The organism is Flavobacterium frigidum (genome assembly GCF_048286795.2).
Genome location: NZ_JBLVPT020000005.1, coordinates 98,690 through 115,316 on the forward strand (window position 1 = coordinate 98,690; position 16,627 = coordinate 115,316).

Genomic DNA, 16,627 nt, shown 5'->3' on the forward strand with positions numbered 1-16,627 from the left:
ATGGATTTAAAAAAGACGAATGCTCCAGTAAATACTATAACATACAACAAAACTGTTATAGAAGAGCCTACTGGTAATGTGTATGAAGCGATAACAATTATGGCTAAAAGAGCAAACCAAATTAATTCTGAAATTAAAAAAGAATTGACTGAGAAATTGGAAGAATTTGCTACATATAATGACAGTCTTGAAGAAGTTTTTGAAAACAAAGAACAAATTGAGGTTTCAAAATTTTATGAAAAATTACCTAAGCCACATGCTCTAGCAGTTCAAGAATGGTTAGATGGCAAAATTTACCACAGAGATTCAAATAAATAATAGTTCTATGTCAGTTTTAAGCGGTAAGAAAATTCTACTTGGAATTTCTGGTGGAATTGCAGCCTATAAAACAGCAACATTAGTTCGACTTTTTATCAAAGCAGGTGCACATGTCCAAGTGATAATGACACCTGCTTCTAAGGATTTTGTTACTCCACTTACATTATCAACGTTATCCAAAAATCCAGTACATTCCAGTTTTTATAATCAAGATGATGAAAATGAAAAATGGAACAATCACGTTGAATTAGCACTTTGGGCTGATTTGATGGTTGTTGCACCAGCTACGGCAAATACCTTGTCTAAGATGACAAATGGTACGTGTGACAATTTATTAGTAGCGGCGTATTTATCAGCTAAATGTCCTGTTTATTTTGCTCCTGCAATGGATTTAGATATGTACAAGCATCCCTCTACTATTGCAAATTTTTCTAGTTTAACTCAATTTGGTAATACAATAATTCCTGCTGAAAGTGGTGAATTAGCAAGTGGTTTATCAGGTCAAGGAAGAATGGTAGAGCCAGAAAATATAGTTGCTTTTATTGAAGATGATTTAAACAGTAAACTGCCGCTGAAAGGTAAAAAAATCTTAATCACTGCCGGCCCCACATACGAAGCAATTGATCCAGTTCGCTTTATAGGCAATCACTCATCAGGTAAGATGGGTTTTGATATAGCCATTAGTGCTGCTAATTTAGGAGCGTCTGTAATTTTGGTTTCAGGTCCTACTAATTGTAAAGTTTCAAATCCATTGATACAGGTCATTAATGTTGTTTCTGCACAAGAAATGTATGATGCTTGTCATGCTGTATACAATGATATAGACGTGGCAATTGCTGCAGCTGCCGTTGCCGACTATCGACCTAAAAATGTTGCGAACCAAAAAATAAAAAAGATAGCAGATAATTTTTCAATTGAGCTCGAAAAAACGAAAGATATTTTAGCCTCTTTGGGAGAGCGCAAGATAAATCAGTTTTTGATTGGTTTTGCTTTAGAAACAGAGAATGAAATTGAAAATGCCATCTTGAAAATTCAGAAAAAAAACTTAGATTTGATTGTTTTAAATTCGCTTCAAGATCAAGGGGCAGGTTTTGGTAAACCAACAAATAAAGTTACCTTTATTGATAAGTATTTGAATATTGACCCCATGGAATTAAAATCGAAAGAAGCAGTTGCTGATGATATTTTACAAAAAGTAAAAAATCATTTATCGAAATAAGTGAAACGGATTTGTAATACAAATGCTAGGTTTGAACAATTGCCAACCGTTCTACAACAATACAAATCTACAGATGAAAAAAATAATTATTTTTTTGCTCCTTTTTACTTTTGGATTTACAAAGGCACAACAATTGAACTGCATTGTAACAGTGGATTCTCAGAAACTGAGCGTAACCAATCAACAAGTTTTTAAAACGTTACAAACTTCAATTGGTGAATTTGTAAACAAAACAGATTGGACAGGTCAAGCAGTAAAGCAAAACGAAAAAATTAATTGTTCGATGTACATTACGGTTTCGGCTAATAGTTCTGATCAGTTTACAGCCACCATTCAAGTTCAATCGTCAAGACCAATATTTAATTCGTCGTATTCTTCACCAGTATTAAATTATAACGATAAGGATTTTAATTTTAGATATACCGAGTTTGAAAATTTAGTATTTAGTCCGACAACATTTGATTCAAATTTAGTTTCGGTTTTGGCTTTTTACAGCTATATGATTTTAGGATTGGATGCAGACACATTTGTTTCTGAATCTGGAAATTTTTACTTCGAAACGGCTCAAAACATACTAAACGTTGCTCAACAAGGCGGTTCAAAAGGATGGAGTCAGGCTGACGGAAATCAAAATCGGTACTTTTTAGTTAACGATATTTTATCACCTGCTTTTAAACAAATACGTCAAACCATGCTAGACTATCATACTGGTTTAGATTTGATGCATCAAGATTTGAAAGCGTCCAAAGACAAAGTAAAAGGATCTGTTAGTGATTTAGTTAAACTAAATACTGCACGGCCAAACGCTTTTTTGACTCGTGTTTTCTTCGATGCTAAATCAGATGAAATTGTGTCTATTTTTTCTGGTGGTCCTAGCATCACCATTTCAGATTTGGTCAATAATCTGAATAAAGTCTCTCCTTTGAATTCAAGTAAATGGATGCTGATAAAATATTAATTGGTTTTCAATTTTTAGGTAATTCAGTTTCACATCACAAAATACAACAGTAAATGATAACGTCACTTTCTATAAAAAACTATGCTTTAATTGAAAAATTGTCCATCGATTTTTCAAAAGGTTTTTCAATAATAACTGGAGAAACTGGAGCTGGAAAATCAATTATATTAGGAGCAATAGGTTTGGTTTTAGGTAAAAGAGCCGATTTGACTTCTTTGAAAAACAAAGAAGAAAAGTGTGTTATAGAGGCACATTTTGAAATTTCAAAATACAATTTGATTCCATTCTTTGAAGAAAACGATTTAGATTATGAGAATGAGACCATAATTAGACGTGAAATTCTTCCTTCGGGGAAATCTCGTGCTTTTATCAATGATAGTCCGGTCAACCTTCAAGAACTTCAGGAATTGAGCTTGTTCTTGATTGATATTCATTCGCAACAGCAAACCCAAGAACTTTCAGATGAAAATGTACAGTTCGACATCATCGATGCGATTGCCAATAATAAAGAAACAATTCTAGAATATCAGTCGGTTTTAAAAAGCTATAAATCGGATAAATCTAAATTAAATTTACTTTTAAAAAAACAAAGTGAATCTAAAAAAGAACAAGAATACAATACTTTTTTATTAGATGAGTTAGTCGCTGCTCAATTAAAAGCAGGTGAACAAGAATTACTTGAAGCTGATTTTGAGCAGTTGAATAATGTAGAAGTGATAAAAGAAGCAATTGATAAATCGTTGGCTATTGCCAATGAAGATCAAATAGGAGTGTTGCATAATTTGAATGAAATTAAGGTTTCCTTACAAAAGATTGCTCCATTTTCGGCAGAATATCATTCTTTGTTGGAGCGAATTACAAGTATCACCATCGAATTTGATGATATAGCAAGCGAAATGAATCGCAGTGCAGAAAAGTTGATTAATGATCCGGAGCAATTAGATTTAATTAGTCAAAAGCTTCAAGTGATTTTTAATTTGCAAAAGAAACACCAAGTTGCAACTATAACTGAATTATTAGAAATACAATCTAATCTCGAAAATTCAGTTTTAGAATTAGGCAACATGGAAGAAGATATTGCAGCGTTAACGGTTGCTATTGAGCAAAAAACAATGGAGCTAGACGCTTTTTCAAATACAATTCATGCTAATAGATTGGATTCCGTACCTGTTTTATCGCAACAGCTTACCACGATTTTAGAAACACTTGGAATGCCAAATGTTCGATTCAATATTGATATTAATGCAACTGAAACGTATTTTCAAAATGGTAAAGATTCCCTTCAGTTTCTATTTTCTGCAAATAAGGGAACTGATTTTGGATTATTAAAAAAAGTTGCTTCTGGTGGAGAAATGTCGCGAATTATGCTCGCTGTTAAAGCCATATTAGCGAAATATTCGAAATTACCAACGCTGATTTTTGACGAAATTGACACCGGAGTTTCTGGAGAAATTGCCATTAGAATGGGAGAAATTATGAAAGAGATGAGTCTGGAAATGCAAATTTTTGCCATTACACATTTGCCACAAATTGCTGCCAAAGGAAATGCGCATTTCAAAGTATTTAAATCTACGGTTGGCGATGATACATTATCTGAATTAAAGTTATTAAATGACGAGGAGCGATTGGTAGAGATTGCTCAAATGTTATCAGGAACCGTTGTCTCTGATTCGGCCTTAAATCATGCCAAGGCCTTGTTGAACTAATATTTTCTTCTATATTTGTTTCTTTTAAAACGAGTCTTTTTTTAATTATAATCGAACAATTTTAATAAAATTTATAAAAACGAATAAGCAAGAATATGATCATAGAACCAAGAATGAGAGGATTTATATGCACGACTTCTCACCCTACAGGATGCGCGCAAAATGTTAAAAATCAAATAGAATATATCAAATCAAAAGGAGCGATAAACGGAGCTAAAAAAGTCTTGGTGATTGGAGCTTCAACTGGATTTGGGTTGGCTTCGAGAATCACAAGTGCGTTTGGTTCGAATGCAGGAACTATTGGGGTGTTTTTTGAAAAACCTCCAACCGAAGGAAAAACAGCTTCGCCAGGTTGGTACAATTCTGCAGCATTTGAACAAGAGGCGCATGCTGCCGGTTTATATGCAAAAAGTGTCAACGGAGATGCCTTTTCTAATGAAGTAAAGCAACAAACAATAAACCTTATAAAAGCCGATTTAGGACAAGTGGACTTAGTTATTTATAGTTTAGCGTCGCCAGTTCGTCTGCATCCAGTTACTGGAGTTTTGCATCGTTCTACTTTGAAACCAATTGGAGGAACATTTACTAATAAAACAGTCGATTTTCATTCGGGTAAAGTTTCTGAAATCTCTATTGAACCGTGTAGTGGTGACGATATTGAAAATACAGTTGCCGTAATGGGCGGCGAGGATTGGGCCATATGGATTGATGCTTTAAAAGCAGAAAACTTGCTGGCTCCTGGCGCTACAACTGTAGCTTATTCTTATATTGGACCCTCATTAACAGAGGCAGTGTATAGAAAAGGAACTATTGGTCGTGCCAAAGATCATCTTGAAGCAACGGCATTTGCAATCACAGATAGCTTAAAAGCCATTGATGGAAAAGCTTTTGTTTCGGTAAATAAAGCGCTGGTAACGCAGGCTAGTTCTGCCATTCCGGTTATTCCATTGTATATTTCTTTATTATATAAAATAATGAAAGAAGAAGGAATTCATGAAGGATGTATTGAACAAATTCAACGCTTGTATCAAGAAAGATTGTATACTGGTACTGAAATTCCAGTTGATGAAAGCGGAAGAATTCGCATTGATGATTTAGAAATGCGTCCTGATGTTCAAGAAAAAGTAGCAAAATTGTGGATTGAGGCTGTAACTGAAAATTTATCTAAAATAGGAGATTTAGAAGGATACAGAAAGGATTTTTATAATTTATTTGGATTTGACGTAGAAGGAATTGATTATAAAACGGATACAAATGAATTGGTTCACATTGACAGTATAAGTTAATGGTACTCTAGCAAACGAAATATATCTAAAACCATCACTTAATTGTTGATGGTTTTTTTATGGATAAAGATTATCTTTGTTAAAATTTTTTGAGCTTTAAAATTTCTTTAATACCACATTTCTACGTTATGTTATTTTCCTTAATTATTCCAGTGTACAATCGTCCAGATGAAGTGGATGAACTTTTAGAGAGCTTGTCCCAGTCTACTTATACCGATATTTTTGAAATTGTTTTAATAGAAGATGGATCTACGTTAGCCTCCAAGGATGTTGCTAGTAAATATGGAGACAGACTTGATATTTCCTATTATTTTAAGGAAAATTCAGGACCTGGAGATTCTCGAAATTATGGAATGAAAAAAGCCAGAGGTGACTATTTTATCATCTTTGATTCAGATTGTATTATTCCAAAAGAGTATTTATCAGCAGTTGATGCAGCTTTAAGTAAAAACTTTGTAGATTGTTTTGGTGGTCCAGATAGGGCTTTAGACAGTTTTTCAGATATTCAAAAAGCGATTAATTTTGCAATGACTTCTTTCTTGACTACTGGCGGAATTCGCGGTGGCTCTGAGAAAATTGATAAGTTTCAACCTAGAAGTTTCAATATGGGGTTGTCTCGAAAAGCATTTGAAGCTTCAAATGGTTTTGGAAATATTCATCCTGGCGAGGATCCTGATTTGTCTATCCGATTGTGGAATTTGGGTTTTGAAACCAGACTCATTCCTGATGCCTACGTGTACCACAAGCGAAGAATTGATTGGGATAAATTTTCTGTTCAGGTGAATAAATTTGGCAAAGCAAGGCCAATACTTAACAGTTGGTATCCAAAACACAATAAGCTTACTTTTTTCTTTCCATCCGTATTTATAATTGGACTCTTTTGTTCCTTTCTAGTAATGCTTATTTTTAATTTTGATTTGCCCTTACAACTGTATTTTGTCTACTTTTTGGTGCTATTTTTAACATCAGCGTACCAAAATAAAAGTATTAAAATTGCATATTTATCGCTGATAGCGGTTTGGAAACAATTTTACGGATATGGAACAGGTTTTATGAAATCGTATTACAAGATTATTATTTTGAAGCAGAAGCCACAAGTTGCATTTCCAGAATTATTTTTTAAAGTGTAATATGACTAAAATAGTAGGTTTAACTGGAGGTATTGGAAGCGGGAAAACGACCATTGCAAATCATTTTAAATCACATGGTGTGCCTGTTTATATTGCTGATGATGAAGCTAGGAAAATTATGGAATCTCAAACCATTATAGCCGAAATCAAAAAAGTCTTTGGCACTAGTGTTTTTGATCATGATACATTGAACAGAGAAGAATTAGCCAAAATTGTATTTAATAGTACTGAAAAATTAGAAAATCTTAACAGTATAGTACATCCAGCAGTTCGAAAACATTTTTCGCAGTGGTTATCTAAACAGCAAGATCATCCTATAATTATTTATGAAGCTGCTATTTTATTTGAAAGCGGTAATTATAAAAATTGTGACTATATAATAACTGTCACAGCTCCCTTAGAATCAAGGATACAGCGCGTAATTGCTCGAGATCACACTACAAAAGAACTTGTTTTGAAACGGATTAAGGCGCAGTGGACTGATGAACAGCGCATTTCAAAAAGTGATTTTATCATTCAAAATATTACGATCGAATCTACAGAATTAGAAGTTGATAAAATTCTTAAATTATTAAAGATTACATAAAAACAACCATAGGTGTTAATGTTTGGTTAATGTATTATTTAATATATCGTTAAAATACTAAATTTGTTTCAATGAATAAATTTTTTTTTAAATTACTTGTTGTCTTAATGAGTCTATCTCTAATAGGGATAATTCTTGTTCAAGTGTATTGGTTTAATACTTCTTTCAAAAATAATGATGAGCAGTTTAAGTTCCATGTTACGCAAATCATTGGTAATGTGGCAGATAAACTTCAGAAACAAGAGTCGTATAATTTTTATGATAAAATAAACCATTACAAGGATAGTACGGGGAAAGTTCCAAAAAAGGATGATATTTTAGAGTTTTATTATGTTCAAAAAAATTCACGAACTAATAAAACAATAATATACTCTAACAGTATTATTTCTGAAGACTATAATATTTCGCCAACGTTTCTTAATAAAAAATTTGATAGTGAAAAATTTAAAAATTTTAGTTCCAAACGGGTAACCGAAGTTTACAACAATAATAATCTGGATAAATCTGGTGTTAATCAGAGTTTGATACCAGACGTTAGGATTGAGAAGTCCGGAAATTTAGATATTTTGGATAACGCTCTTTTTGAAATTTCGGCTAAGGATGTTTTATCAGCAATGCCTTTGGAAGAACGTGTTTCTACTGAGGTTTTGCAAAAATTAATTAAAAAAGAATTAGAAGAGTATGGCATCGAAACAAAATTTGAATTTGGTATTTATAGTGGCAATTTAGCAACGAATATTAAGTCTAGCGATTTTGAATACGATAAAGATGCTACGTATACCATTCCAATTTTTACGGATAATGAAGGAAATAGTAAATACCAATTATTGGTTACTTTTCCTTTAAAAAAGAAATTTTTATTGTCGGATCTTGTTAGTATTACTGTGCTTTCTATTGTTTTTACATTAATTATTTTGATTGCGTATACAAGTGCATTAAACCAATTAATTCGTCAGCGTCAGATTTCTGAAATCAAGAATGATTTTATCAATAATATGACTCATGAATTTAAAACGCCAATTGCAACAATAAATTTAGCCTTGGATGCGATAAAGAATCCAAAAATAATAGATGATAAGGAGAAGGTTTTAAGATATCTTCAGATGATTAAAGATGAAAATAAACGCATGCATGCTCAAGTAGAAAATGTATTGCGAATTTCAAAATTAGAAAAAAAAGAGTTAGATATTACCAAAGAATCAAATAATATTCATGAAACGATTGAGGATGCGATAGATCATGTGAATTTGATTTTAGAAGATAGGCAAGGAACGATAACTTGCTATTTAAAAGCCATTAGAACAACAGTATTAATTAATGACGTTCATTTTACTAATGTGATTGTGAATATTTTGGAAAATGCTGTCAAGTATTCTCCTAATGTGCCAGAAATTGAAATTTACACGGAGAATATCAAAGATATGGTTATTATCAAAGTAAAAGATAGTGGTGTAGGAATGAGTAAAATAGCTCAAAAAAGAATTTTTGAAAAATTTTATAGAGAGCATACTGGAGATATTCATAATGTAAAAGGTCACGGTTTAGGTCTAGCTTACGTGAAGCGAATTGTTGAAGACCATAATGGTCAAGTATATGTAGAAAGTGAAAAGGGAAAAGGAAGTACCTTCATAATAAAATTACCATTAATAAATTAGTATATGGAAAATGTAAATAAAAAAATACTTTTAGTTGAAGATGACTTAAATTTTGGTGCGGTTTTAAAAGATTATTTAATGTTAAATGATTTTGATGTAACCTTGGCTAAGAATGGGATGGAAGGATTTGAAAAGTTCAAAAAGGATACGTATGACTTATGCATCCTGGATGTAATGATGCCGTATAAAGACGGTTATACTTTAGCTAAAGAAATTAGAGAGAAAAATAATGAAGTTCCAATTATATTTTTGACAGCAAAATCGATGAAAGAAGATGTGCTTAAAGGATATAAAGCTGGTGCTGATGATTACTTGAACAAACCTTTTGACTCGGAAGTTTTGCTTATGAAAATTAAAGCAATAATTCAAAGAAAAGCATCTGATACAAAGGCGGAACAAGTGCAATTTGAATTTAATATTGGTAAATTTCATTTGAATTCAAAACTTCGTTTTTTAACTTTCAGTACTGAAGAACCAATAAAATTATCTCCAAAAGAGAATGAATTATTGAAAATGTTGATTCTTCACGAAAATGATTTGATGCCAAGAGAATTAGCGTTGACAAAAATCTGGAGAGATGACAACTATTTTACTTCTAGAAGTATGGATGTTTATATCGCAAAGTTGAGAAAATATCTAAAACTGGATGAAGATGTTGAAATCTTAAACATTCACGGAGAAGGATTTAGATTAGTAGTTAAGAATAAAGTAGCACAATAAATAGATACAAGCCTCAAGAAATTGAGGCTTTTTTTTGAAGCCATTTCCTGCTATTCGTTTCAATCTTTTTTCTCGTTAAAGAAACGAGAAAAAAGGATTTTCACTGCTATCAGGGCTAGGACTTTGTAGAATAAAGTAATTTTATTTTATAGCAGAAATTTTCGGAAAAATTCCAAATGAAATTGTGCTATCTCCAGTTTAATTGTAAAGCAAAACAGGTCTTATCCTCTTTTGTAATGCTAAAAACCGTTTCAGTTTTAGAAATACTTTCATGAATTATCACTTTGTCCTGCAGGGATAATTCTTTTAAAAAGTTCATTTCAAAACTTTTAATTTTTTGATTCAATATTATATTTTCATCAACCATATCCAAGCACCATTCTAGGTATTTGACATTATTGACATGGTTTACAATATCTAAGTCAGATAGGAATACAATTTTTTCAAAAAGGATTTCCTTCTCATTATTGAAGTTTATTTTAGAAAAACCATTTAGTGTCGCTCTTTTTTCAGGATATAATTCAAAATGTTCATACGGTAAAGCCAACCCTTCTGGCCGACGTTTTTTTGTATTAAAAACTGCCCAAAAAGTTTCAGAACCTACAATTTTTTCCCCATTTACATGCATTTCCAATGCCCGAACGGAACGCGAGTTCTCTAAGGAGTTGATCCATGTTTTTACGGTTACCGTATCTCCCCATTTTGGTAATTTAGAGATTTCAACACGCATTCTGCTCAAAACCCATGCTTGGTCGAATTCCTGCATGTCTGTAAAACTGATGCCACCTACTTCTGAATGTGCTGCAGCCGTTAACTGCAAAATATTACACAGATCTGTGAATTTTAAATAGCCATTTGGTGTGCATTGTGTAAAGTTGATTTCCCAGTCTTTGCTTAAAATTGAGGTGAAATTTGGAGAGATAGGCATGTTGAGAAGTATGAATTATAAATTATAAATTTGTATTCCTGTTTTTAGGACTTATTTTTATATTGGGAAAAAATAGTTTTATGTTTATTGATATTAGCACAAGTAAAATTATCCCCAAAAAGATGAAGCTGTTAGTATCCAAATTTTTCAAATTTGGTTCTTCAATTTTCATTTGCAAAGCCCATGTGTATGGAATTATCAGATACAATGTGAAAATTAAAAATAAAATTTTAACTATTTGTTTTAGAGCTTTCATGTTTATTTGTCTCCTTATTTACGATATATTTTATTTTTTTGAATTAATGTATGCAACAACAGTTTCATAAGGCGTTTCAAAATCAAACCATTTTGTATTTTCATTTCTTTTAAACCAGGTTAGTTGGCGTTTAGAAAACCGTCGGGTGTTTTTCTTTATTTCTTCGATAGCAAATTCTAATGAAATTTCTCTATTAAAATAACTGAATAGTTCTCTGTAACCCACGGTTTGCATAGCATTCAGCTCCTTATTTGGGAATAACGTTTTTGCTTCAGCTAGAAGTCCGTCATTTATCATGAGGTCTACGCGCTGATTGATTCGGTTATAAATTATTTTTCTGTCGGCTTCCAGACCAATTAAAATAGGAGTAAAGGTGCGACTGTTTTGTTTCTGATTTATAAAGGAAGAATATGGTTTTCCTGAACCTATGCATACTTCTACAAAACGCATCATGCGTTGCGGATTTTGCAAAGTTTGTGGATTTTCGATGGATAGTGTTTTATAATAATTAGGGTCTAGTACTTCGAGATTTTGTTGTAAATATCCGACGCCCAGTTTTTCGTAATTTGTGTTTATAGTAGCGCGAACTGAAGCGTCTATTTCTGGAAATTCATCAAAACCTTTTAAAATAGCGTCTACATACAAACCAGATCCACCAACTACTATGGCGTAATCATTTGTTAAAAATAATTCGTCTAGTTTTTTAATTGCTTCTTTTTCGAAATCACCTACCGTATAGTTTTCAAAAATAGATTTGTTCTGGATAAAATGGTGTTTTACAGTCTCAAGCTCTGATTTGCTTGGCACTGCTGTCCCAATTGTCATTTCCTTGAAAAACTGTCTACTGTCGCAGGAAATGATTTCGCATTTGAAGTAATTAGCCAAAACGATACTTAAGGAAGTTTTCCCGATGGCTGTTGGTCCGATGATAGTGATTAAGTATTTCATTTTTTTTAGCCCAGATGGAAGCGAAAACCCCGGAATTATGTAAGTTAGTTTTTATGGGTTTAAAAGAACGACCAAAGGAAGTTCCTTTTATGCCCTAGAAAAACAACTGGAATAATGAGGAGTTGTAGCGAACAGCTGGAATAGCTACAAATTAAATTAGACTTTTAAAATTTTATTATTTTCAGCGTTTTGTTTCTTCGTACATGACCATGAATGATGTTTTTTGTGTCACGATTATTTTGCATTGGGATGATAATGTTACGGAGGATCTCTACATTATTGATTTGGTAATTTAAATCGTAAAAGGCATATCCTTTATAGATGCCGTTTTCGATCATAACAACTGATCGTTCGCTGATGGTTCTTCCCTTATCGATAAGCAGCATATTTTGGTTTTCGAAACTATTTTTATCGATGAAATTTTGTACTCTGGCGTTGTATTCTTCTGAGGATACTGCTCCAATACAGGCACCATCACATTCTTTTATAGTATATTGAAAACAGTTGGTTTTAGTGACATACAAGCCGGTCAATTTTTGACATAATTGATAATGAGACGTTATTCTAAACAGGGCATTTTTTCCTTCTTGGATCGAGGTAAAAGAGGTAATTTCTTTTTTTCGACCGTCTGCTTTCTGTAATTTTAGGTTAAGATAGCCCTTTTCATCTTTCTCGGCATATAAAGCGAGTTGAAAAATACTTTTTCGTTGTGCTCTGTTATAAATTGGTTTATTGATTTTTATTTCCTCACTTTCTTTGAGTAAGGCGATCAATTCACTACCTGTTTCATCATAGGTAACTGTAAATACTTCATCTTGTATTTTCTTGCACTTTGTAGTTGTCCCAGTAAAATGCTGGTTCATTCGCTTTTTTATGTTTCGGCTTTTGCCAATATAAATCAATTTTCCTTTTTCGTTGTGGATGTAATAGATTCCTGTTTTTGCAGGTAGGCTTGCCACGATATCCAATAATTTTGGCGTAATTCCTTTCTCAATTTCTAGCTTTATAAAATCCTTTACGATCTCTTTCTCTAAATCTTTTTCTAAAAGAATTTTAAACAATTTAACTGTTGCTAATGCGTCTCCACTGGCTCTATGTCTATCTGCCATTGGGATACCGAGTGCGCGAACTAGTTTTCCTAAACTATGAGAAGGCTGTTCTGGCAATAATTTTTTTGATAATTCTACGGTGCAGAGCGTTCGTGCTTCAAAATCGTATCCTAATCGTCTGAACTCTGTTCGTAGGATTCTGTAATCAAAAGAAGCGTTATGAGCCACAACAATACAGTCATTGGTCATTTCGATGATGCGTTTTGCAACCTCAAAAAACTTGGGAGCACCCTGCAACATGGTATTGTTGATGCCAGTAAGTTTGACTACAAAGGGTTGAATTGGAATTTCAGGATTGACCAAACTAATGAATTGATCCACTATTTCATGACCATCAAATTTATAGATAGCGATTTCAGTGATTCCCTCTTCGTTGAACTGTCCTCCAGTGGTTTCTATGTCTAGTATTGCGTACATTTTCAATGTCAATGTCAAAAATCAATAGCAATAGCAATTTTAAAAGTCAATTTTAAAAAATTGAATATTGGTATTGTAATTGTAATTGAATTATTTTTTATTGTTTATCATTTTTGAAGCGATAGCTATTAATTCTTCAACTTCTGTTAAAAGCCACTTTCTTTCTTCTAAATCTCCTGCTTTTATATAATCTAGAACTTTTAATGAATTTCTAGACTCTTTGAGCTCCTTGACGGAAAGAGAAACTTTAAAAATAAAATCTTTATTTGTTATCGTTCCTTGAGCTTCTCCATAATTTAAGGAGGAACTTCCAGAGGATCGTATCAGTTGATTTTTGTAATAATCAATCTCATAAGACTTTTCTAATTTTCTAACAAAGAAAATGCATTCACCTGCAAATCTAACTAAACGGTCTTCAAAATTGTAGATTTTATCAAAATTGGGTTCGTTAACTTCCATTTGCTTTTATTTTTTTATTGAAATTGCCATTGCCATTGAAATTTATCTTCCTCCAAAGATACTACTTCCTATACGAACCATGGTACTACCGCACTCTATTGCTAATTGGTAATCGCCTGACATTCCCATGGAGATAATTTCTATTTGACAATTTTCAATTTTCAGTTTTTTTGTTTTGTCGAAAATTGATTTCAAATAGGTGAATTCACTCTTTATTTGGTCGTTATTGTCTGTAAAAGTTGCCATTCCCATTAAACCCACCACGCGAATGTTTTTCAGTAATTGAAATTCATTTGATGCTAGTATTTCATCTAGTTCAGCTTGATCAAGTCCAAATTTAGTATCTTCCTTGGCTATGTAAATTTGCAGTAAGCAGTCTATTACTCGGTTGTTTTTTAGTGCTTGTTTATTGATTTCTTGTAGTAATTTAAAACTTTCGACTCCATGTATTAAGCGTACAAATGGAGCCATATATTTTACTTTATTAGTCTGAACATGACCTATCATGTGCCATTGAATGTCCTTAGGCATCGCTTCCCATTTCTCTGCCATTTCCTGAATTTTATTTTCTCCAAAAATGCGTTGACCGGCTTCATAAGCTTGCATTAAGTCAGGAATTGGTTTTGTTTTAGAAACGGCCACTAAGGTTACCGATTCGTTTATCGAGGCGAGTATATTAAGTAAATTTTGAGCTATTGACATTTTTAAATTTTTTATTTTTTAAATCGTAGCATTATTTTTAAAGTTCGTAAACCACTAATCCGCTTCTAAATTTAGGTTCAATATAGGTACTTTTTGGCGGCATGATAAGATTAGCGTCGGCTAAAGCTTTTATTTCACTTATATTAGAAGGATACATAATAAAACCAATTTCAAATTCTCCTTGATCTATTTTATTTTTTACTTCTTGCACAGATTGCTTTCCAGAGAGATACTCGATTCGTTCATCGTTACGTAAATCTTCGATTGCAAGAATAGGAAGTAATACTTTTTTATAAAGAATCTGAGTGTCTAAACTGTCTAAGGCAGTATCAAAATTTTCATTTTTAGATTTTAAATCTAAACTATAGAATTCAGTATCAAGATACATCCCAAATTGATGCTTTTCCGTTGGCTGAAATGGTTGCTGTAATTTGTTGTTTACATTGAAATCCTTTGCTAATGCTAATAAAAAATCCACTTTTGATAGTCCGTTTAAGTCTTTTACCAAGCGATTGAATTCATATATTTTTACATTATTCTCAGCAATTAAATAACTAAGAATATGATTTGTTGCTTGATTTTCAGCACCCTTATTTTCTTCTGATAGCAATTTAAGAGCTTCAGTTCGATGATGCCCATCAGCAATATAAAGACTTTCCGTTTTTTCGAAAATATTCTGAAGCCAATTTATTTCTAAAGTATCTTCAATTTTCCATAAATAATGAATTTCCTTTTTTGTCGTCGAAAATTCAAAATCTGCTAACTTCTGCGTACAATTATAAATCCAGTTTTCAATGGTTTTATTATCTGGATACGTCATCAAAACAGGTTCGGTATTGAACCTTGAATATTTCATGTAGTCTTTGAGTAATCGAACACGGAATGCGATAATATCTTCGTGTTTTTTGATGATATTGTTGCAATAATCAGCTACACTTGTTCCGGCAATAATCCCTGTAAATGATTGTGTTTTGGTCACAATTTTATGAATGTATAAGGCTGGTTTTTTATCTTTTACCAAAACGACCTCATTTTTGAAATCTTCATATTTTTGATGTACCTGTCGGTATCGTTTCTCAAAAGATACGCTTTCTTGATTGGTGTACGCGGGTTTTAGAATGTGTAAAAAAGACAGCGGATTAAAATCCAATTGCGCTGCAAGCTCTGCATTTACGTATTCTTCATAAGATCGACACGTTACGAGACAAACTTTGTCACGCGTAGGTCTCACTGCTTTAAAAGGAACTATTTTAGCCATAATTATGTCTGAAGTCTTAAAGTCCTAAAGTCGAATGTCTAAAGAAACGGACTTTAAGACTTTCGACTTTTAAACATTGAGACTATATAAATTGTTTAGAAATCTTCTCGGCTTTTTTACTTTCAGAATAATCATAGAAACCTTCGCCAGATTTAACTCCCATTTTTCCTGCTCGAACCATATTTACTAATAATGGGCAAGGGGCATATTTTGGATTTTTAAACCCATCATACATCACATTTAAAATAGCCAGACACACATCAAGCCCAATAAAATCAGCTAATTGTAATGGCCCCATAGGCTGACCCATTCCTAATTTCATTACGGTATCAATTTCATAAACTCCAGCTACTTTGTTGTATAATGTTTCGATTGCTTCATTAATCATCGGCATCAAAATTCTATTAGCAACAAAACCAGGATAATCATTTACTTCAACAGGTGTTTTTCCCAGTTTCTCTGAGAGTGTCATGATGGTTTTTGTCACTTCAGCACTAGTATTGTACCCACGAATGATTTCTACCAGTTTCATAATTGGCACTGGATTCATAAAATGCATTCCGATAACGCGTTCTGGATGTGTCACAACCGCTCCAATTTGAGTAATGGAAATGGAAGACGTATTGGTTGCTAAAATGGTATCGTGAGAACAAGCATCATTCAATTGCTTGAAAATATTTAGCTTTAATTCTACGTTTTCAGTAGCTGCTTCAACCACTAAATCGACACCTACAACACCATCTTTTATATCGGTATAGGTTATTATGTTAGTTATTGTTTTGGCTTTATCTTCTTCGGTGATCGTTCCCTTTGCGATCATTCGATCTAAATTTGCGGCAATAGTAGCCATTCCTTTATCTAAAGATTGCTCAGAAACATCTATTAATTTTACGGTAAAACCACTTTGAGCAAAGGTATGAGCAATTCCATTACCCATTGTTCCTGCTCCGATTACGGCTATTGTTTTCATTA

16 protein-coding genes are annotated in these 16,627 nt (G+C 32.7%); 9 read left to right on the forward strand and 7 right to left on the reverse strand.

The genetic code is table 11. From position 1 onward, the window contains the following. The 9 genes from ACNQGB_RS07775 to ACNQGB_RS07815 all read left to right on the forward strand — a co-directional run bounded on the left by ACNQGB_RS07775 (position 1) and on the right by ACNQGB_RS07815 (position 9,578). The gene (locus ACNQGB_RS07775; RefSeq protein WP_026709525.1) at positions 1–318 is read left to right on the forward strand and encodes a DNA-directed RNA polymerase subunit omega; all 318 of its coding nucleotides are present in this window, start codon (positions 1–3) and stop codon (positions 316–318) included. A gap of 7 nt (positions 319–325) precedes the next feature. Next, the gene (gene coaBC / locus ACNQGB_RS07780; protein WP_417943469.1) at positions 326–1,537 is read left to right on the forward strand and encodes a bifunctional phosphopantothenoylcysteine decarboxylase/phosphopantothenate--cysteine ligase CoaBC; all 1,212 of its coding nucleotides are present in this window, start codon (positions 326–328) and stop codon (positions 1,535–1,537) included. Positions 1,538–1,610: 73 nt separating this feature from the next. Next, positions 1,611–2,495, forward strand: a complete 885-nt coding sequence (gene porD, locus ACNQGB_RS07785; protein ID WP_417943303.1) for a type IX secretion system protein PorD — start codon at positions 1,611–1,613, stop codon at positions 2,493–2,495. Positions 2,496–2,548: 53 nt separating this feature from the next. Continuing rightward, entirely contained in the window at positions 2,549–4,201 is a 1,653-nt protein-coding gene (gene recN, locus ACNQGB_RS07790) for a DNA repair protein RecN (RefSeq protein ID WP_417943301.1), read from the forward strand. Between the two features lie 95 nt (positions 4,202–4,296). Beyond that, complete coding sequence (gene fabV / locus ACNQGB_RS07795; RefSeq protein WP_417943299.1) at positions 4,297–5,487, forward strand: enoyl-ACP reductase FabV; 1,191 nt, start codon at positions 4,297–4,299, stop codon at positions 5,485–5,487. 128 nt (positions 5,488–5,615) lie between these two features. Continuing rightward, positions 5,616–6,617: a glycosyltransferase family 2 protein gene (locus tag ACNQGB_RS07800; RefSeq protein ID WP_417943297.1), complete on the forward strand. Its 1,002-nt coding sequence runs from the start codon at positions 5,616–5,618 to the stop codon at positions 6,615–6,617. Position 6,618: 1 nt separating this feature from the next. After that, positions 6,619–7,203: a dephospho-CoA kinase gene (gene coaE / locus ACNQGB_RS07805; protein WP_417943295.1), complete on the forward strand. Its 585-nt coding sequence runs from the start codon at positions 6,619–6,621 to the stop codon at positions 7,201–7,203. Positions 7,204–7,274: 71 nt separating this feature from the next. Beyond that, the gene (locus ACNQGB_RS07810) at positions 7,275–8,858 is read left to right on the forward strand and encodes a sensor histidine kinase (protein ID WP_417943293.1); all 1,584 of its coding nucleotides are present in this window, start codon (positions 7,275–7,277) and stop codon (positions 8,856–8,858) included. Between the two features lie 3 nt (positions 8,859–8,861). Next, positions 8,862–9,578 carry a response regulator transcription factor gene (locus tag ACNQGB_RS07815; RefSeq protein ID WP_309759815.1) on the forward strand — a complete coding sequence of 239 codons (717 nt, stop codon included), beginning with the start codon at positions 8,862–8,864 and terminating at the stop codon, positions 9,576–9,578. Between the two features lie 187 nt (positions 9,579–9,765). Here ACNQGB_RS07815 and ACNQGB_RS07820 read toward each other — a convergent pair whose 3' ends face one another. The 7 genes from ACNQGB_RS07820 to ACNQGB_RS07850 form a co-directional block, all read right to left on the reverse strand. Further along, positions 9,766–10,506: an acyl-[acyl-carrier-protein] thioesterase gene (locus tag ACNQGB_RS07820; RefSeq protein ID WP_417947129.1), complete on the reverse strand. Its 741-nt coding sequence runs from the start codon at positions 10,504–10,506 to the stop codon at positions 9,766–9,768. A 286-nt stretch (positions 10,507–10,792) separates the two neighbouring features. Then, entirely contained in the window at positions 10,793–11,710 is a 918-nt protein-coding gene (gene miaA / locus ACNQGB_RS07825; protein ID WP_417947127.1) for a tRNA (adenosine(37)-N6)-dimethylallyltransferase MiaA, read from the reverse strand. 164 nt (positions 11,711–11,874) lie between these two features. Beyond that, positions 11,875–13,236, reverse strand: coding sequence for an exonuclease domain-containing protein (locus ACNQGB_RS07830; protein ID WP_417947126.1), 1,362 nt, complete (start codon positions 13,234–13,236; stop codon positions 11,875–11,877). A 90-nt stretch (positions 13,237–13,326) separates the two neighbouring features. After that, complete coding sequence (locus ACNQGB_RS07835) at positions 13,327–13,695, reverse strand: four helix bundle protein (RefSeq protein WP_417947124.1); 369 nt, start codon at positions 13,693–13,695, stop codon at positions 13,327–13,329. A 42-nt stretch (positions 13,696–13,737) separates the two neighbouring features. Further along, on the reverse strand, positions 13,738–14,397 hold the full coding sequence (locus ACNQGB_RS07840; RefSeq protein WP_417947122.1) for a YggS family pyridoxal phosphate-dependent enzyme: 660 nt from the start codon (positions 14,395–14,397) through the stop codon (positions 13,738–13,740). A 37-nt stretch (positions 14,398–14,434) separates the two neighbouring features. Then, the gene (locus ACNQGB_RS07845; protein WP_417947121.1) at positions 14,435–15,655 is read right to left on the reverse strand and encodes a DUF1015 domain-containing protein; all 1,221 of its coding nucleotides are present in this window, start codon (positions 15,653–15,655) and stop codon (positions 14,435–14,437) included. A gap of 82 nt (positions 15,656–15,737) precedes the next feature. Further along, a complete protein-coding gene (locus ACNQGB_RS07850) occupies positions 15,738–16,625 on the reverse strand; it encodes a 3-hydroxyacyl-CoA dehydrogenase family protein (protein ID WP_417947120.1) in 888 nt (295 codons plus the stop codon). Positions 16,626–16,627: the final 2 nt, after the last annotated feature.